20 protein-coding genes and 1 pseudogene are annotated in these 16735 nt (G+C 35.4%); 6 read left to right on the forward strand and 15 right to left on the reverse strand.

Annotated features, from left to right (window positions below; genetic code table 11):
* Positions 1 to 258: 258 nt before the first annotated feature.
* The gene (locus tag C9J36_RS13535; RefSeq protein WP_107943451.1) at positions 259 to 753 is read left to right on the forward strand and encodes a GNAT family N-acetyltransferase; all 495 of its coding nucleotides are present in this window, start codon (positions 259 to 261) and stop codon (positions 751 to 753) included.
* A gap of 335 nt (positions 754 to 1088) precedes the next feature.
* Here the strand turns inward: C9J36_RS13535 and C9J36_RS13540 are convergent, their stop codons facing one another.
* Positions 1089 to 1562, reverse strand: coding sequence for an NUDIX domain-containing protein (locus C9J36_RS13540; RefSeq protein WP_107943452.1), 474 nt, complete (start codon positions 1560 to 1562; stop codon positions 1089 to 1091).
* Between the two features lie 74 nt (positions 1563 to 1636).
* Here C9J36_RS13540 and C9J36_RS13545 point away from each other — a divergent pair, with 74 nt between their 5' ends.
* Positions 1637 to 2155, forward strand: coding sequence for an NUDIX hydrolase (locus C9J36_RS13545; protein ID WP_066165297.1), 519 nt, complete (start codon positions 1637 to 1639; stop codon positions 2153 to 2155).
* Between the two features lie 346 nt (positions 2156 to 2501).
* Here C9J36_RS13545 and C9J36_RS13550 read toward each other — a convergent pair whose 3' ends face one another.
* The 4 genes from C9J36_RS13550 to C9J36_RS13565 form a co-directional block, all read right to left on the reverse strand.
* On the reverse strand, positions 2502 to 3440 hold the full coding sequence (locus C9J36_RS13550) for a ring-cleaving dioxygenase (protein WP_107943453.1): 939 nt from the start codon (positions 3438 to 3440) through the stop codon (positions 2502 to 2504).
* A gap of 240 nt (positions 3441 to 3680) precedes the next feature.
* Positions 3681 to 4274 (reverse strand): NADPH-dependent FMN reductase, encoded by a 594-nt coding sequence (locus C9J36_RS13555; RefSeq protein ID WP_107943454.1) that lies wholly within the window; start codon positions 4272 to 4274, stop codon positions 3681 to 3683.
* Between the two features lie 83 nt (positions 4275 to 4357).
* Positions 4358 to 4792, reverse strand: a complete 435-nt coding sequence (locus C9J36_RS13560) for a MarR family winged helix-turn-helix transcriptional regulator (RefSeq protein ID WP_107943455.1) — start codon at positions 4790 to 4792, stop codon at positions 4358 to 4360.
* 85 nt (positions 4793 to 4877) lie between these two features.
* The gene (locus C9J36_RS13565) at positions 4878 to 5405 is read right to left on the reverse strand and encodes a YceI family protein (protein WP_107943456.1); all 528 of its coding nucleotides are present in this window, start codon (positions 5403 to 5405) and stop codon (positions 4878 to 4880) included.
* A gap of 298 nt (positions 5406 to 5703) precedes the next feature.
* Between C9J36_RS13565 and C9J36_RS13570 the strand changes: the two genes are divergently transcribed.
* Complete coding sequence (locus tag C9J36_RS13570) at positions 5704 to 6378, forward strand: VOC family protein (protein WP_107943457.1); 675 nt, start codon at positions 5704 to 5706, stop codon at positions 6376 to 6378.
* Between the two features lie 194 nt (positions 6379 to 6572).
* Here C9J36_RS13570 and C9J36_RS13575 read toward each other — a convergent pair whose 3' ends face one another.
* A complete protein-coding gene (locus C9J36_RS13575; RefSeq protein ID WP_107943458.1) occupies positions 6573 to 7082 on the reverse strand; it encodes a YfiT family bacillithiol transferase in 510 nt (169 codons plus the stop codon).
* Between the two features lie 181 nt (positions 7083 to 7263).
* Entirely contained in the window at positions 7264 to 7971 is a 708-nt protein-coding gene (locus C9J36_RS13580) for a CPBP family intramembrane glutamic endopeptidase (RefSeq protein ID WP_107943459.1), read from the reverse strand.
* An 86-nt stretch (positions 7972 to 8057) separates the two neighbouring features.
* Here C9J36_RS13580 and C9J36_RS13585 point away from each other — a divergent pair, with 86 nt between their 5' ends.
* On the forward strand, positions 8058 to 8789 hold the full coding sequence (locus tag C9J36_RS13585) for a MerR family transcriptional regulator (RefSeq protein WP_107943460.1): 732 nt from the start codon (positions 8058 to 8060) through the stop codon (positions 8787 to 8789).
* A 384-nt stretch (positions 8790 to 9173) separates the two neighbouring features.
* On the opposite strand, the gene fosM is transcribed toward C9J36_RS13585, so the two are convergent.
* The 3 genes from fosM to C9J36_RS13600 all read right to left on the reverse strand — a co-directional run bounded on the left by fosM (position 9174) and on the right by C9J36_RS13600 (position 11467).
* Positions 9174 to 9596, reverse strand: a complete 423-nt coding sequence (fosM, locus tag C9J36_RS13590) for a FosM family fosfomycin resistance protein (RefSeq protein ID WP_107943461.1) — start codon at positions 9594 to 9596, stop codon at positions 9174 to 9176.
* A gap of 109 nt (positions 9597 to 9705) precedes the next feature.
* The gene (locus tag C9J36_RS13595) at positions 9706 to 10425 is read right to left on the reverse strand and encodes a class I SAM-dependent methyltransferase (protein ID WP_066165271.1); all 720 of its coding nucleotides are present in this window, start codon (positions 10423 to 10425) and stop codon (positions 9706 to 9708) included.
* A gap of 133 nt (positions 10426 to 10558) precedes the next feature.
* The gene (locus C9J36_RS13600; protein ID WP_107943462.1) at positions 10559 to 11467 is read right to left on the reverse strand and encodes an aminoglycoside phosphotransferase family protein; all 909 of its coding nucleotides are present in this window, start codon (positions 11465 to 11467) and stop codon (positions 10559 to 10561) included.
* Positions 11468 to 12098: 631 nt separating this feature from the next.
* Here C9J36_RS13600 and C9J36_RS13605 point away from each other — a divergent pair.
* Positions 12099 to 12428 (forward strand): hypothetical protein, encoded by a 330-nt coding sequence (locus C9J36_RS13605; RefSeq protein WP_235616077.1) that lies wholly within the window; start codon positions 12099 to 12101, stop codon positions 12426 to 12428.
* Positions 12429 to 12773: 345 nt separating this feature from the next.
* Here C9J36_RS13605 and C9J36_RS17315 read toward each other — a convergent pair whose 3' ends face one another.
* A complete protein-coding gene (locus tag C9J36_RS17315) occupies positions 12774 to 12935 on the reverse strand; it encodes a hypothetical protein (RefSeq protein ID WP_161956425.1) in 162 nt (53 codons plus the stop codon).
* A gap of 203 nt (positions 12936 to 13138) precedes the next feature.
* Between C9J36_RS17315 and C9J36_RS13610 the strand changes: the two genes are divergently transcribed.
* A complete protein-coding gene (locus C9J36_RS13610; protein ID WP_161956427.1) occupies positions 13139 to 15388 on the forward strand; it encodes a M28 family peptidase in 2250 nt (749 codons plus the stop codon).
* Positions 15389 to 15433: 45 nt separating this feature from the next.
* Here the strand turns inward: C9J36_RS13610 and C9J36_RS13615 are convergent, their stop codons facing one another.
* The 4 genes and pseudogenes from C9J36_RS13615 to C9J36_RS13630 all read right to left on the reverse strand — a co-directional run.
* Positions 15434 to 15943 (reverse strand): YfiT family bacillithiol transferase, encoded by a 510-nt coding sequence (locus C9J36_RS13615; RefSeq protein WP_107943464.1) that lies wholly within the window; start codon positions 15941 to 15943, stop codon positions 15434 to 15436.
* A 59-nt stretch (positions 15944 to 16002) separates the two neighbouring features.
* Positions 16003 to 16161, reverse strand: coding sequence for a 3-oxoacyl-[acyl-carrier-protein] synthase III C-terminal domain-containing protein (locus C9J36_RS13620; RefSeq protein WP_161956429.1), 159 nt, complete (start codon positions 16159 to 16161; stop codon positions 16003 to 16005).
* On the reverse strand, positions 16152 to 16367 hold the full coding sequence (locus C9J36_RS13625; protein WP_107943466.1) for a hypothetical protein: 216 nt from the start codon (positions 16365 to 16367) through the stop codon (positions 16152 to 16154). The genes C9J36_RS13620 and C9J36_RS13625 overlap by 10 nt, the downstream gene beginning before the upstream one ends.
* A 119-nt stretch (positions 16368 to 16486) precedes the next feature.
* Positions 16487 to 16591 (reverse strand): annotated as a pseudogene (locus C9J36_RS13630) (TnsA endonuclease N-terminal domain-containing protein); the annotation flags it as partial.
* Positions 16592 to 16735 lie beyond the last annotated feature (144 nt).

Raw genomic sequence — 16735 nt, forward strand, 5'->3', positions numbered from 1 at the left:
TATGAGTCATTTTTGAGAAGATCATTAGAGAGGGGAATCACCGGCTGAAAATTTCCTGATTGGACAAAATGATTTACTCCCTTGGAGCCGCGTTAGGAAACTAGCGACGTTTACAGGCGTTATCTGTATCAATGAGCTACTGATGTAATGCATGAGTAGGAATTTGGGTGGAACCACGGGTATACAGCACATATTCGTCCCTTTCGAGGGCGAGTATGTGCTTTTTGTTTACCAAAAAACGAAAAGGAGATAACTTCAATGATAATTAGACCAATTACAATAACTGATGCAGAAAAGTTTATAGAGTTAAGTAAAAAAATTGATGAGTCTGGATTTATGTTGTATGAGCCTGGAGAACGAGAGATAACTGTTGAACAGCAAAGAAAATCAATTGAAAGAATCCTATCTGAAAAAAAATCAATCTTCTTTGTAGCTGAAGCCGAAAGTAAAATTGTTGGTTTTATCGCAGCGTTAGGTGGCAACCTAAAAAGAAACCAGCATTCTGCGTATCTAGTCTTAGGTATTCTCGAAGAATATCAAGGGCAAGGGATTGCAACTAAACTATTCAACCGAATTTTCGAGTGGTCACAAGAAGTTGAAATTTCCAGATTAGAGCTTACTGTTATAAAAGATAATATAAAAGCATTCAACTTATATAGAAAAATGGGCTTTATATTGGAAGGTGAAAAAGTGCATTCATTAATAATAAATGGAATGCCTGTTAATGAATATTATTTGTATAAGTTATTATAAATCTAATAAAGACAACAATTAAAATGTCTGAAATAGTTGCTATTTTAGACACTAAAAAACTGTTATTTCAATGTATTTTTAACACCAATTTTATTTTTCTACTCTAAAACTGAACTACCTTTTTTCAATGCATTGAAATAAATGTTTTTATCGTTTCCCTTTTACTGAAGGATAACACTGCTAAAGCCAATGTTCCTCCCATTTTTAAAAGAGGCATTTTCTGTTTATATGAATCAACATTTTGTGAAACATCATCGCTACTGTCCAAAATGCCGGCTATGCACGGCTTTTGGGACAGCCCTTTACCTCTTGAAAACACTAGGTTTAACATCTTCTTACATTAAATTTAATGTATGTTCCTCAATTAGCTCAATATTTCTCCTATTCAACGTGTAATCCTGTATATACTTCCCTATATCCGCATAAAGTCGAACATTTTGTAGCTCTGTTACCTTAAGCCATTTTACACCTATTTGATTAGGGTCAGCTTTTGTTGGAAGTCTTGGAACAGAACCGTCCTTTAATTCACATTCGAACATCATTACTAATGTATGCGTAGTACCGAATTTTTCTAAGTTAAGATGCGGGACGTATTCATAGACAAAAGCTAACGGACCGACCTCTACTTCAATACAAGCTTCTTCTCTAGCTTCGCGTCTTACTGCCTCTATAATAGATTCATTCGGTTCAACACCACCAGCAGGTAAATCGTAAACAAGCCCTCTATTAGGGTCATTATATTCTGTTAATAATATTTGACTATTTTTAATAATGACTGCCCCTGCACGAACTCTTATATGAAAATGCATTTCCGTTCACTTCCTATGTTGTGATATACTTCAATTCTATTGTTTATTTAATCATTTTAAAAGGGGGCTTCGCAATGGAGAAATGGGATTTATATGATTATCATCGCAATAAAATAGGAAAACAAATAATGCGCGGAGATGCGATGGCAGTGAATGAGCTGCACTTAGTTGTGCATGTTTGCATTTTTAATTCGAACGGAGAAATGCTTATCCAGCAGCGTCAGCCCTTTAAGCAAGGTTGGTCTAATCTTTGGGATATTACATGTGGTGGCAGTGCTGTTGCAGGTGATACAAGTCAACAGGCAGCTGCACGCGAATTATTTGAAGAACTTGGCATTCATTATGACTTTGAAAACATCCGTCCACAATTGACGATTAATTTTGAACGCGGCTTTGATGATTATTATTTAATTGAGTACGATGTTGATTTAAGCACATTGACGCTACAACCCGAGGAAGTACAAGCTGTTAAATGGGCTTCACAGGAGGAGATTTTTAAGCTAATCGAGGATGGGGTATTTATTCCATACTATAAAGGCATTATTAATTTCCTTTTTGAGAGCAGACGACAATATGGTTCGATTCGTCTCTAACAAAGAAGGCAGGCGGCGAGCAAGTTAGCACTTGTTTTTTCCGTCTGCCTTCTGCGTTTTTTATTTCTCAATAAAACGTTCAAAAGCCTCTACCTTCAATGGCTTACTATAGTAATAGCCTTGACCTAAAAACGTAGCCCCCTTGCTCAGCTCCTTTAGCTCAACCCCTTCTGCTATAACATTCAGGCCTATCGAGTTGGCTCAATGGATAATTGCTTGAGCAATGGTCTTACTCTCACCATTCAAATAAATATCCTTCACAAACGACTGGTCGACATTTAATGTATCAATCGGAAGGGGCTGTCCACACTTCAGACAGCCCCTTCATTATTTTATAGATTTCATTCTAATCAAGCGGGCGCACTTCAATGGGGATTAATTTATTTTCTAAACGCTCGCGATATTGCTCATATTGTGCGGGTAACTTTAAATTACTGCCCATTGTTTCAGCAGTTTCATCATGTGTAAAGCCTGGCGGGTCTGTCGCAATTTCAAATAATATTTCGCCAGATTCTCGGAAATAAATAGCGTTAAAATAGTTACGGTCTTTCACTTCCGTTACGTGCTGCCCTTTACTTATCGCATATTTCTGCCATTCAATATGGTCTTTATCGTCATTAGCACGCCAAGCTATATGATGCACGGTTCCAACTCCCATTGTTCCTCGAACACCCGTTGTCATCTTTAAGTCAATAATATTGCCGATTTCAGCAGTTGCTTTAAAGCGTGTATAATCTCCTTCTTGTGCAACCATTTCTAGCCCCATTACATCCGTCAAAGTTGTAGCTGTTTCCTTTGGCTTGCTTGAATAGAGTATCGCTCCACCAAAGCCTTTAATTGCAACGTCCTTTGTTACACCACCGAATGACCAACTATTTTTCTCACCACTTTCGCGTTCAACGATTTCAAGATGTAAACCATGAGGGTCATCAAATTGTATAAATGCTTCTCCGAATCGAGTAGCTTCTTTATAAGCTATATTAAATTTCGTTAATCTTGTTTTCCAAAAATCTAGTGCTCCTACAGGCACAATATATGTTGTGACTCCAACTTGACCGTCACCAATTCGCCCTTTATATGCGTCTGCCCACGGGAAAAATGTAATAATTGTGCCGGGCTTTCCACCCTCGTCACCAAAATATAAGTGGTATGTTCCCGGGTCATCAAAATTTACTGTTTGTTTAACAAGACGCAAACCAAGAATGCCTGCATAAAAATCAATATTTTCCTGTGGATGTCCTACAATTGCTGTAATATGATGTATACCTGTCGTTTGTTTTTTCATAACTAGCTCCTCCTAAATGGATATTAGTAAAACTTATCTATGATAAAACGTAAATCTATCTTAATTCAGCAGAATTTGCTGACCTAAAATAGAGCTACGGTGCTGCGGTTAAGACCCATCGTCTTGGATACAACGTTTATTTACTTTAGCTTTAAAACAAGCTACTTGCCTTTTTGAACAGTCATTATTTTAAGATTCATCCGAAAAGCAGTGCTTTACACTGCTTTTCGGACGCCTCCATTATCGAATCGTTTTTAATGCAGTAGCCCAAGGAATTACTTGGTCTAACATTTCATTTACAGAATTCCCTTGGTGTGCACCCGGTTTGAAATCTGTACCATTTTCAAAATCTGTAAACAGAGATAATGCAGGGTGCACTCGCACATCCGCCACTAACAATTCCCCTAAAATACCTCGTAAATGCTCTGCTGCACGAGCCCCACCGATAGACCCATAGGATACAATACCCGCTGCTTTGTTATTCCATTCTTCTCGTAAATAATCTAATGCATTTTTTAGAGCGCCTGTAATTGAATGGTTATATTCTTGCACGATAAATACGAAACCGTCCTGCTGCGCAATAGCCTTAGACCAAGCTGCCGCGCCTGATGCATCGCCACCTGCTTCACCTAATAACGGTAATTTATAATCTGCAATATCAATAATAGTGTAGTTTGCATCTCCACGTTTTTCTGCAATTTCTTTCACCCAAGCACCTACTTGCGGACTTACACGACCTTCACGAGTCGATCCTAAAATAATACCAATATTTAATTTTTCCATGATTTGTTCCTCCTGCTTTTCAGTTCCAAATAATTTATTTAAAAAACCCATTTTTTTATTTCTCTCCTCTATGCTAAAACTTTTTAAATTTCCCCAACAGTTATCTCGAAATCGAGGTAATTGTTTAAAAAAATTTATAAGTTACTTGCTTTATAACCTATTCGCTTTAACAAAGCAATTGTTTCATCAATCTCTATAGCTTCTAAATCCGCAAATATCGTACTAATTTTTAATTTATGTTTCGGAAAAATCTCATCCATTAATGCTTTTCCTTCAGTTGTTAATGCTGCATATATCACACGTCGGTCTTCTGGGCAGCCTTTGCGTCTAACATATTTTTTTTGTTCTAGCTTATCTACTACGTATGTAATACTACTGCTAGAAATTAGAACGCTTTTTCCAATTATTTGAATGGGCTGGTCACCTTTATGATACAGCAGCTCTAGCACAGAAAACTCTGTTGGATTTAAGCAATACGTAGCAACGTCTTGCCTAATTACTTCCTGTATAGCTTGGGAGGCACGAAGTATAACAGTAACTGCTTTCAGTTCTTTTGCTGCTAGTTCCATTCGTATCACTCCTATATTGTGACTAAATATGATGAATTTATACTTTCAAATCTATTCATCATATTTAGTTCATTTCATTTTATATTTATGCGCCTGGATTTAATTCAAGCTCCACTTTAATTTTTATATCCTTACCAACAAGTACGCCACCTGTTTCTAACGCTGCGTTCCATGTTAAGCCAAATTCTTCACGGTTAATTTTTGCTTCCGCTTCAAATCCATAAACTTCTACACCCCAAGGGTTCGTGCCTTTACCACCATATTCTACTTCAAATGTTACCGGTTTTGTTACGTCCTTGATTGTTAAATCACCAGTCACTTTATAATCTTCGCCGTCTTTCGTAATGCTTGTAGAATTGAATTGAATCGCTGCATACGCTTCTACGTCAAAGAAATCAGCAGATTTTAAATGATTGTCACGGTCTTCATTATTTGTATCAATGCTTACTGTATCTAGCGTAAACGCAATCTTTGCTGTTGTTAAATCAGCTAAATCTGAAGCCTCTACATCTGCTGTATAAGAAGCAAATTGCCCTTTCACTTTTGATACCATCATATGCTTTACTTCAAATCCAATTGCTGAATGCGATTGGTCTACTGTCCACTTTGCCATTATAAAATTCCTCCTGTTTTTTATCTCGAATTCGAGATACATAATTAAAATTTTATCATCCCGTTATTTTCCACGTCTGAAGTGAAATAGTAGGATGATTCGAATAAACTTAACTATCTCGAAATCATTTATCTCGATTTCAAAATAAATTTAACACATATTCATTTGCCTTGTCAACACATTTTGAAAAAACTTTTTTTAAAATTAAATACCTAAGTAATTCAGCCGAATGTCCAGTATTTCATTTATAGGTAATATAGTACTATTTTATAAAAGTGATATGGAGAGGAGGATAACCATGAATATTTTACATGTAGTATTAAAAACCAATAAACTGAATGACATGAAATATTTTTATAAAGAAGAATTAGGATTTTCATTAGTAGATGAAACAACGCATAGCTTTAAAGTTAAATTTGGGCATAGCACAATCGAATTTAATAATAAAGATGTAGAAGGAAATCCATACTATCACTTTGCCTTTGATATTCCTTCAAATCAATTTAAAGAGGCAAAAGAATGGGTGAAACAGCGTACAACTCTTTTAACTGAAGAAGGTAAAGATGAAATCGATTTTAGTCATTTATTTGCAAAATCACTTTATTTTGAAGACCCGGCAGGCAATATTGTGGAATTTATAGCGAGATTAAATACGAATCCATCTAGCAACCAGCCCTTTTCTTTCGAAAGTCTACAAAAGCTCTCTGAAATGAGCCTTGTCGTAAAAAATAAAATTGCAGTTGCCGAAAGATTAATAGCGGCTAATATTGTAGAACGTGATGATTCAGAAATAACTCCTGATTTCTTATCTTTTATGGGGGATAAAAAAACAAAAGTTTATTTATTGCTTACTAATCCCGGAAGAAGATGGCTTTTTTCCGATAAGAAATCTGTTCCTTTTCCATTGGACATCTTTTTAGATTCGGGAATTAAATTGGGCGTAAATGATGAACACGAATTTTATATTGGTTGAGCGTCCGAAAAGCATGCTGTAGCGCTACGTTTCAGTCGTATTTCTTTGAAAATGTGATAATCATTAAATTTAGCAGCTTTCCTCCGTGGATAAGTGAAAATCAAATTTCCGTTGCATTGAGAGAAGTTAAAAAAGCCGAAATCCCTTGTTCTTATATAAAAGAAAGGATTTCGGTTCATCTTTTGTTAAGGTAATTATTTCGATAAAGCAATTTTGATATGAGCCAAGTGATGCTCCTCATGCCAAGCTAATTTTGCGATTTTTGTGGCAACTGCTATTTGTCCGTTTACTTGATGTGTGAAAACTCTAGTTAATTGCTCCTCAGTTAGTTTTTGCCCTAAAGAAACGATTCGCGCATTAATACCTTCCAACATTTTAATAGAACTTTCTATAGGTAGCTCTGTATCTGGTTGAATAGCCCATTTCTCCTCATTAAAAGCTGGAACTGTCGGATTCTCATCTGTTAAAGCAAGCTTTAAACGTTGATACATATTTAACTGTGAGTCTGCAATATGATGAACAAGCTGGCGAACTGTCCATGCACCTTCACGATAAGTTTTACTTAATTCCTCAGCACTTAATGTATCGACAGTTTCTCTTAGTCTAGTGGTATAAGTTTCAATTTCCTTTAACCATTCCGCTACATTTTCAAATGTTACTTTTTCAGGAACTTGCAATTGTCCAATTGGGAATTTTACGTCCATTTTCAAGCCTCATTTCCTCAAATAATGTTCATTCATTTGCCTTGATTATAAGTGAATGGATATCAGTTTTTCAAATATTCCGATTTTAATAGTTAACTTATAATATAAAAAATCGAGCTACATCGAATTTTTAGTTAGCCTCCTTGTGCGATAGATTGTCTTGCCTATTTCAAAATTATTTCTACCCTAAGCTCGTTAGCAAAACCATAATTCCATTCGTTACACCGTGAATAATAACGGATGGCCAAATCGAGCCTGTTCGTTCATATGCTAAAGCAAAAATGATACCGCTAAAGAAGTTTACGGGCATTGCGTTATATGTTGGTAGATGAACAATTGTAAATATTAGTGAGCTTATTAAAATAGCTCCTTTTAATCCTATACGTGTACGTAGCCAGCGATATAAAAAACCGCGATAAAAAATTTCCTCATAAATTGGTGAAATAACTGCCGCAGAAAGTAAGGCAATTAAAACTGTAAAGAAAGTTGCATTTTGCTGTAACGCTTCTGTTTTACTGTTTTCCCATGTGTTTCCTATAAAGCTAGTAAGCACTACGATTATTACAGCACCAGCCATTAAAAGAACAGAAAATATAATGATAATTTTCCAATCCTTTATAGTAAATGATTTTACCCCTACTTCATTCCAAGAGAGCTTTTTAGGACGAAGAGCAATAAAATAAATACCTAAAATTAGAGTAACTGCAATTGTTGCCCCCGTTAACGTTCCTGCATATAGCTCATTGCTGTCAAACCAGTAAACATAGACGGGTTTAACAACGAATTTAATGCATCCTATTACAAACACAAATTCTAGTAATATTAATAATATAAATTCTTTTACCCCCCAAAAGTCCTGTTCCTTCCAGTCTATTTGATTAATTTCCATTTACTATTCCCCTTTCATTATATGGTATAATTCAAGTGTATTAGATGACGTTACGTCACCTGCAAGCTTTTTTAGGAGGAAATGAAATGAAACTTTGGACTATTGGTGAGGTATGTAAGCAAAAGAATATTTCCATCCGCACTCTCCGTTATTATGACCAAATTAATCTCCTCACACCAAGCTTTAAGGATGATAATGGTCGACGCTACTACTCGGAAAAAGATTTGTTTGAATTAGAGAAAATTATTATTCTAAAATCACTTTCACTTCCGCTCGAAAATATACGTGATTTATTAGATAAACTAACATATAAACAAATTTTAATTTCGCATCATAATTATCTACAAGATCAACTAACGAAGCTTCAAACAAGCATTTCTCATACGGCATCATTAATTAATATGATTGATTTAGAAGAATCTTTATCTTGGGAGCAAGTCACTAAACTTGTTCAAAATTCGCAGAATACCCCCAAAAAATGGATTGACTATTTTCAAGATAATGAAAAAGCTTTTTTACAAGAAACAATTCCAAATATCAGTAACAACGATAAGACAACACAGCAATATATTTCATTGCTACGCCGAATCGATGGGTGTATCCAAAATAATATTAAGGCTGAATCACAAGAAGGCTTGCGGCTTGCGTCCGAGTTAATGGAAATATCAAAGGATACTTTTCAAGGAGATACGAAGCTAATGGAGCAATTTTGGGAAGTAAGAAAGCTACCTACTTCAGAAACGGGACTATACCCGATTTCAGAAGAAATACTGGAGTATGTAGAGCGTTGCATTGCCTATGCAGCAACACAAGAATAGATGAAGTCTATATTTTATAGTAAACAAGAAACTGCCCTTGCGGCATTTTGAGACAGTAAGAAAACACCTCCACGTTGATTTGATAAGGTACAATACCCATTTTTCAGCGAAAGGTGTTTTTTATTTGTTTCATTTTTTTAGGTCAGGTGCACTACACTTCTGTATCTATAGGGAGCTTCGAGGTTGTGAATATCATCGAACACTTGCACCAGTTTAATATGCCAATCATCTGTTTCTTATCTAGAAATCTTTAAAAATCTAGCGTAACCTGTTTAAAACATTACCAATCTCTATTATGTTCCCTTTGTATATGAACTTAGCACAAAATAGTACCCCTACGATTTCTCATCGCAAAATCAAAATAAAATTGATTACGCTTAATATTTAATCGTAAAATTCCATATGCGTCTTTTCTTGTCTGTAATAATTCAGTCTGTCCTGCAAGGTTCCCGTATGAAATTCAAACTTATGACCATCTAAATCAGTAAAGTAGATGGACATTTTATCTCTATCGTCTCTAGGACGGCTTGATAAAATGTTTACACCCATTTTCTTTAGTTTTTCGTACACCCTATCAAATTCTGTTTCTTCTATTGAAAAGGCTATATGTGTGTACGATTGATTTATTTCATTGCGAGCAATATTTCTTTCCTCATTTAGAGCAAGCCATATACCGTTTAAGTCGAAGTAGGCAGTGCTTCTTCCTCTAACTAATAATTTCGCACCAAAAGCATTTTGATAAAACTGTATAGAATTCTCTAAATTAGACACTGAAAATAAAAGATGATTTAAACCTTTTACAAACACTATACCACCCCAAGCACGAATATTAATTCAATAAAGCGAGTAAATATTCAATTTTTATAATAAACTACGATACTTCCTTTCATATCAAAAATCTTTAGCAGCTCTATGTTCATTTTTTTACACAATGAAAAATAAATGATTTTGTTTTGGCAGTTGCTTGTTTAAATTCCCAATCTCCATATGCTTGAATTTGAGAAAAACCTGCTTGTTGCAATGATTCATGAATTTCCTCTTGCGTTCGGAATTTCAATTGCATCTTTTTATGAATAAGTACCTCATTTGTACGTGCATTTTTCACCGTTTCATAAAATGTAAAAACATTTTCTATGAACCCTTCGTATTCCGTCCAAATTTCAAGCGACTCACCATTCAGCGGATTCGTTGCAACATCAGGTGTAACATCCTTTTCCCACTGTTCCCATGCTTTTGCTAATGGATTACGCGTATCAAAAATAAAATGTCCTCCAGATTTTAATGCTCGATATGCGTCTGAAATAACATTTCGCCAACTTTCCTCTGTAAGAAATACTTGCGCTACATTTGCTGTCATAGTAATAGCATCAAACGAATTGGTTGGTAAATTTGTGCTATCGCCAACAATCCAAGTGACTTCACCTAAATACTCTTTACTTTTCGCATATTCAATTGCCTCTTCATTCGGGTCAATTGCCGTAATATGATAGCCGGCTTCCGCAAAATGCGTTGTCAATCTTCCTGTTCCACAACCTAAATCAGCTATTTTTTTAGCGTTTGTTTTCTTCAACAGCGCTAAAAAGAATTCATCATCTTTCCCCCAGCCGTTAATCTGGTCATACACTAATGGAATCATTTATTTACCTACTTCCTAAATTTCACTTTTATATCAAGCTATTTTTAATTTGATTAAAGTTTTGCTTTAATAAGGTTCTAATCCATAATATTTCATTACTTCAGCATCAGATAGATAATTCAAAATTCTATTTTTATCTATTTAATATAAAATCATCCAAATACCAAGTCGGGACAGGATTATTCATGCCATCAAACCAAGTTAAAACATCCTTTGCCTGATTTTTCATAACGGTTACTTCATGTTCGCCGAAAGGGATTGCCCAAGGTAAGGATGATAGCGTATTGCTACTTATGTACAAAGCGAGCAACAAGAAAAATTCCATAGGTGGTTTTCCGTTAAAATAACCGTTAAGCTGCCCAGTAGCAAAGTGGGGACTGACATCGGCACTCCAAACAATACGATTAAACTCTTCCCATGGATCCCCATAATCATTGCGGTTAAAATCGATTATTCTCAGTTCTCCTTCTGGTGAAATAATCATATTCCCGACATGATAATCACCGTGCTGAAAGCATTGCACCCTATCTTTCAGAAGATGTCTGTTCTTCTCAATATAAGAGATGATTTTATCATCATCTTCTATTTTAATTTCACAATCTTGGTACATTTTGATTTTGTTATCTATTTTACGGTTAAAACGGACTCCCCACTCTTCTTGCTCATTTGGCGCAGGTATACTGTGAATTTCCTTTAATATTTGCCCGGACTTTACACCTAATAAATACTGCTCAGCTTCTGGCAACTTAGGTAATACAATCTCGGCATCTTCGCCGTCACACCATTTGAAAAGTGAATAAACGCTTTTCCCTTTATCACAAATACCCAATTCAACAGGCTGCGAAATAGGTACATCATTTTCAGCTAACCATTTCATTAATTCATATTCATTTATCTTTTTATCGTATTCTGCAATATCGGCTATACGAAGCAAAAGTTTTTCGTTCGTCAAAGTTTCAACGTAATATTTTTTATCGCTCGACCAACCCTTTTTTATTGGTTTGATTAGTTCAAATGTGCTGTAGTTTTTTATATCTAGCATGGTTTTCCCCCCCTTTAGAGCGTATCTTCCTCTTTTATCTGTTCTCAAAGTCTGCTATATACCTTCTTATTTTCTAAACTTACCTTCGAAAACGAGAGCAAATTCCTTTAAGTTCAAGTATACTCTTTAATTTGTCTTTGCATTTTATTCCATTGCAGACGTAGGAGTCGCTTCCTTTACAATGATAATCCCGTCATATGCTTTTTGAGGAACCAGCTTAATTAAGATTATTTCCATAAATAAGTATACATTATTCTCATCATCCATGTGCATGATTAAAAACAATTCCCAAATGCAGATTTCATAAATTTAACATAATCACTATATCTGACATATCTAAATAATGTATTGGGGTATCTGAGTTTTTACAGATTCGGAAGCTAATTATAAAATATAATTTTTTATATCATTGAATTGTGGAGATTACTGTCAAAATGTATAGAAATATTTCCATTTTTGATGCATTAAAAAAATGAATAAATAATGCTATTTGCCATTCATGTTATTAGCAAATTATTGTATATTTTTTGACAGTACATAGATAATTGTGAGGGAAAATAAATGAAAAAGAAAAATTTACAGTTACAAAGCATTTCCGCAAAGCTAATGCTACTAATTACAGGTATTATACTTGGATGCAACTCACCAAGTACAAGAAGTCATTTCATCCATTGTTTCAGAAACTACTAAAACAGTTGAGACTGTAGAAGGAACGATGAAAACTGCTAGAAAGCTAAATGATGATGTAGTTCTAACACAAAGCAAATTCAATGAAATGTCTGATTCTGTTAATCAAATTGCTGCATCAATAGAAGTAGTTAATAAAGAAATGGACGCCATGACATCCTATAATAAGCTGATGAGTGAAGGAATCGAAAGTGCATCGGAACAGACAGCTGCTTCAGTACAGGAAATTGCCGCTTCTACAGACGAACAAATTAAAGTAATTGCTGATGTTTAGTTATTAATCATTATTAAAAGATGGAGCAAATTCCGCTACCGTTGCTATGACAATTCCTAATGACCACACACTTGTAAGAAATGTTAATATTAAAGTCGGTAAGAAATACCAAGGTATTGGCCCAATATATGTTGGATTAATCAAAGATTCTGGTGCAGTCATTAACCAAACGCTATAAAAAGGAATTAAAATCACATAAGGCACTGAGGAAAGATTTATACTTTTAAATATTTAATTATATGTAGCCACCCCATCAAATACTCTCCCCCCTCCAATCAAGCCATGACGTAATACTATTTCAACTAAGGCCATAATAGGTGCTAATACAATGCCTCCAACTAACAATCATACTGGTGCGATGTTAAAATCGGTATCACGCAAGCTTGAGAAAAATGAACCAATATAACCAACAGTTAAAATAAATATCGCATAACCTGTAGATTTATTCTCAATCATATAGCGGGCTGTTTGCTTAAGTTGTAGCCAAGTAGAGAAAAATGGATTCATACTTCATCCCATCCTCAAAACACAGTTATTATTACAATATAAGGATATACTAGGAAATATTTTCATGAAATTGTTGTTTAAATAGTTTGTTTTATGTAGAATAAAATATATACCAATCCCTTATTTGGGTTATATGGTAAGTATTCAACAAACAAAAAAGTGATTTTATAGTACGTACATTGGACAAGGAGGATATGCAAGGCATGAGAAAAATATTCAGTTTATTATTGGCTGTATCTATCGCGCTTTCCGCTTCATTCGCTCTACCCGCAGTAGGCGCAGCCGAAAATACAGTAGATACACAAGAAATGATGACAACGATTGAAGTGCTATCTAGTTATCCAAGAGGGCACAACAATGAAGAAAAAGAGCTTGCTAGAAAATTTATTATTGATGCATTTAAAAAATATGGTCTTACTGTCACAACGCAAACATTTGACACAGAAATTTTTGATTGGGAAAAGGCTGATAAAGGGGAAGACAATGCTTTCAGCACATATTCGGCTGTTAATATTGTTGGGACACTTTCACCAAATACAACAGTTAAAACGAAGGATATTTTAATCATTGGTGCACACTATGATGGCATAAAGGATATTCAAGCAGCCAATGATAATGCCTCAGGTGTCGCTGTCATGTTAGAGCTTGCGCGCTTATTACACAACGTACCTACTGATACAGAAATACGCTTCATTGCCTTTGATGTGGAGGAAGATGGCTTAGTTGGCTCAAGACATTATGTTGAGCAGCTAGGAGCTGATAGCGAGCGGGTTATCGGTATGCTAAATTTTGATATGCTAGCTGCAAAAAAGGAAAAAACCGTGAAAATTTACTCTGCCGATGGACAAGAAAGCTTCTTATCTGACCTATTAAAAAACAATGAAAACTATAAAGATATTCAAGTGCGTGAATATAACAGCGGTGGGACAAGCGATCATGCTTCTTTTCATCCAAAAGCAATCCCTAACTTATTTTTCTCGCATCCAGCTGTTCATGGTGAATATCATAATGAAAATGACACAATCGAGCGCATCAGCCCTGATATGCTCGCATATGCCGCTGATGCGGGCCAAGTAATCGCTAAAGAAATCATGAGTGATGAAACTCCATCCTATCAAGCAGTAGCACGACCTGTTATTAATAATACGGTCTACGAATTACCAAATACCGGAAGAATACCGTTCGGGTCGAAAAAAGAAGTAGAGGAAGCCACTGGTATCCACTTTAGCCAAGTACCATCTGACGATAATATGGCAAAGTACCAGGCAAATATTCAGTTATTTGATATCCAACAGCCACTCACATTAACTGCTACTAGTAATTGGGGATGGTTCGGTCCTCTTAAAATAGATTTTCATAATACAGATATTTCATTTGAAGCATTAACTGCAATGTTAGATGAAACATTCGTAAAATCAGAGCAAGAAAATAGATGGAACAACATCTATGGAAATTCGTATTATATCGAATATGACGAGCAAGAAAATATTTTTACAATGTATATCGATTCATATGAGGCTACAGCAGAGGGCTATACACTTGTTAATGGGGAGCTTGTTCGTATGGAATCAGCAAACCCAGCAAATGAAATTCATTTTTACAAAAAAGACGGGGAATTAATAAAGGAAGAAATTATAAATAAACCTTCTGACACATTGCCCATCACAGAACATGCAAAACAATCATGGGAAAAAGTAAAGCCCCTACTTTCTACAGAGGAGCTAGCAGAAATTAACTTCATTACGATTGGATCTGATGGTATAGGTGGCAATATGCTGATGAATATGGCAAACTACTTATCCGATCCTACAGAGCAAGTATATGAGCCAACTGAAGATTTACCAGAGGGACATGGGTATACTATATTCAATTATCTAAACGGTGTACACCTTTATCTGGATCATATCGATTTAATAAATCCGTCAGGTAATAGCTATAGTGAAAAGGATATGTCAACGAATTTAACAATGGCAAGAGCGATGAAAGCAGAAATTTTCCCTTATGAGCTTCGTCAAAATTATGATGCAGATATCAAATGGAGCGACTTTTCTAAGCTTGCTGTTGCATTACTTTTACAGAAAGCGGATTGGACTCTTGATATGCTACAGCCATCATTATTTGAGGATACCTCTGACACATTGTATGAGCTAGGTATTTTAGAGAGAGATGGAGAAACAGCCTTTGCTCCTGATGATATGATTACACGCGAAGAAGCAGCTGTGATTTTGCATAAAATCTATCAATATATAGATATAAAAGAAACTTCTACAGATGGTCAGCCAACACTTTACAGCGACGATAATGACATCTCGAGCTGGGCGAAGGACAGCGTCTATCATATGCAGCTCGCTCAAATTATGAGCGGCATGGAAAATAACTTATTTCTACCTCAAAACAACTACACGTTAGAGCAAGCGATTAGTGCGTTATTAAATTTATATGAGAAAAAGTAAAATAAAGCTGCCTGAAAAGAGCGTATCTTTTCAGGCAGCTATTTTTTATTTTGCTAACGCAATTTTTATATGAGCTAAATGATGCTCCCCATGCCAAGCCAATTTGGCTAATTTTGCAGTAAGTCGAATCTCTCCATTCACTTGATGTGTAAACACTCGATTTAATTGCTCTCCCGTTAGACTTTTGCCTAAACAAACGATGCGTTCATTAATGCCTTCCAACATTTTCAGTGAGCATTCTACAGGTAGCTCTGTATCTGGTTGAACAGTCCATTTTTCTTCATCAAAGCTTGGGATTGTTGGATTGTCATCGGTTAAAGCTAGCTTCAGGCGTTGATACATGTTTAATTGTGAATCTGCAATATGATGAACAAGCTGACGCACTGTCCATGCACCTTCACGATATGTTTTCTCTAATTCCTCATCGTTTAATGTACCGACAGTTTTCCTTAGTCGAGCTGGATATGTTTCAATTTTATTTAACCATTCTTCCATATTTTCAGTCGTTACATTTTCGGGAGCTTGCAATTGTCCAATCGGGGATTTCACATCCATTTCTAAAACCTCTTTTCCTCGTTTTTTATTCAAAAAATAACCATTCACTTATTTTAGAGTTAATAGCGGAACAGCATACAAATAAATTCATGACCGCCACCAATTGTCCAAAACAGTACTAAATCACCACGCTTAATTTTGCTGCTTGCAATACCCTCATACATTGTAATAAACGGTGAATTTGTACCTGTATAACCATACTCATCGCCTACATACACAATTTTTCATCGGCAATTGCAAAATGCTCTTGAATGCATTGAATATTCACTAATGCAAATTGAGAGAAAAAGCACACGGCAACGTCTTCCATTGAATAGTGATTACGCTCCAGCAATCTTTGAATCTTTTCAAATGTATAAGGAAGTGAAACTGTGCCATCAAAAGGCTTCCAATCTACATATCCTAAAAATTCTCCCTTATTCATGTATTGGGAAAATCCGTTTGTTGGATACAAAATATTATCTTTGAAGCTCGAATCTGTTTCATATATCGCATCTATAAAGCCTGTCTCTTCATTCGTTTTTTTCTAAAATTATTGCACATAACGTCTTGAATGTTTAGCCAAGGTTTATATTCCGAACCAACACCAGTGCCACAACCTTCTTTAATCCATTTTTCAATTTTAGATGTTCTTGCTCTTTTAGACATAAAACACCCCTTTAGACTGAACTGCTCCCCAATTGTTAGACACGTCTAACAATTGGAGGAGCAGTTTTTATATGGCTAAATATACATCAGAAGAAAAATTACAAGCAGTCCTACGCTACTTAGAAGGCAAAGAAAGTTCACATG

Source organism: Metasolibacillus fluoroglycofenilyticus (assembly GCF_003049645.1).
In the GTDB taxonomy this organism is placed as follows: domain Bacteria; phylum Bacillota; class Bacilli; order Bacillales_A; family Planococcaceae; genus Metasolibacillus; species Metasolibacillus fluoroglycofenilyticus.

Coding starts and splice junctions, on each gene's coding strand:
- C9J36_RS13535 (WP_107943451.1), top strand. CDS start 259: ATGATAATTAGACCAATTACAATAACTGATGCAGAAAAGTTTATAGAG.
- C9J36_RS13540 (WP_107943452.1), bottom strand. CDS start 1,562: ATGCATTTTCATATAAGAGTTCGTGCAGGGGCAGTCATTATTAAAAAT.
- C9J36_RS13545 (WP_066165297.1), top strand. CDS start 1,637: ATGGAGAAATGGGATTTATATGATTATCATCGCAATAAAATAGGAAAA.
- C9J36_RS13550 (WP_107943453.1), bottom strand. CDS start 3,440: ATGAAAAAACAAACGACAGGTATACATCATATTACAGCAATTGTAGGA.
- C9J36_RS13555 (WP_107943454.1), bottom strand. CDS start 4,274: ATGGGTTTTTTAAATAAATTATTTGGAACTGAAAAGCAGGAGGAACAA.
- C9J36_RS13560 (WP_107943455.1), bottom strand. CDS start 4,792: ATGGAACTAGCAGCAAAAGAACTGAAAGCAGTTACTGTTATACTTCGT.
- C9J36_RS13565 (WP_107943456.1), bottom strand. CDS start 5,405: ATGGCAAAGTGGACAGTAGACCAATCGCATTCAGCAATTGGATTTGAA.
- C9J36_RS13570 (WP_107943457.1), top strand. CDS start 5,704: ATGAATATTTTACATGTAGTATTAAAAACCAATAAACTGAATGACATG.
- C9J36_RS13575 (WP_107943458.1), bottom strand. CDS start 7,082: ATGGACGTAAAATTCCCAATTGGACAATTGCAAGTTCCTGAAAAAGTA.
- C9J36_RS13580 (WP_107943459.1), bottom strand. CDS start 7,971: ATGGAAATTAATCAAATAGACTGGAAGGAACAGGACTTTTGGGGGGTA.
- C9J36_RS13585 (WP_107943460.1), top strand. CDS start 8,058: ATGAAACTTTGGACTATTGGTGAGGTATGTAAGCAAAAGAATATTTCC.
- C9J36_RS13595 (WP_066165271.1), bottom strand. CDS start 10,425: ATGATTCCATTAGTGTATGACCAGATTAACGGCTGGGGGAAAGATGAT.
- C9J36_RS13600 (WP_107943462.1), bottom strand. CDS start 11,467: ATGCTAGATATAAAAAACTACAGCACATTTGAACTAATCAAACCAATA.
- C9J36_RS17315 (WP_161956425.1), bottom strand. CDS start 12,935: ATGAATCCATTTTTCTCTACTTGGCTACAACTTAAGCAAACAGCCCGC.
- C9J36_RS13610 (WP_161956427.1), top strand. CDS start 13,139: ATGAGAAAAATATTCAGTTTATTATTGGCTGTATCTATCGCGCTTTCC.
- C9J36_RS13615 (WP_107943464.1), bottom strand. CDS start 15,943: ATGGATGTGAAATCCCCGATTGGACAATTGCAAGCTCCCGAAAATGTA.
- C9J36_RS13625 (WP_107943466.1), bottom strand. CDS start 16,367: ATGAATAAGGGAGAATTTTTAGGATATGTAGATTGGAAGCCTTTTGAT.